1 protein-coding gene is annotated in these 362 nt (G+C 59.9%); it reads right to left on the reverse strand.

Annotated elements, in window-relative coordinates:
* On the reverse strand, nucleotides 1-362 hold a 362-nt coding region (locus tag QB898_RS13275; protein ID WP_279525329.1), incomplete at both ends, for an RHS domain-containing protein.

Below are 362 nucleotides of genomic sequence, written 5' to 3' on the forward strand. Positions count from 1 at the left end.
GCGCCGTCGAAGCATGGTCTATCCGCGCCTTGCCAAAGGCTTCATATCTGGCTTTCCACGTCGTCTCGCCCGCCTTGTTCAGCGCCAATACGGGCGTTCCCAGATGGTCCGTGACCAAGTAGTGGTAGCTGGCTTCTTTCAGGCTGGTTTTGCCGTTCAGCTCCGCCTGCCATATGGGGTCGGTGCTCCACAGGCCGCCTTCTTCTGCGTCTTCGTCCTCCTCGTTGGTTCTGGCTTGCTGCGTGTGGGGGTTGAATCCGTACGCTCTGGTGATCCGCCCTTCTTCATCGGCTTCGGCCATCAGGGCGCTTTCGCCGTTGATGTAGTAGGTGGTGCGGCTTGTTGCGCCTTGCGTGACAGTC

The organism is Ottowia cancrivicina (genome assembly GCF_029813755.1).
Lineage (GTDB): Bacteria > Pseudomonadota > Gammaproteobacteria > Burkholderiales > Burkholderiaceae_C > Ottowia > Ottowia massiliensis.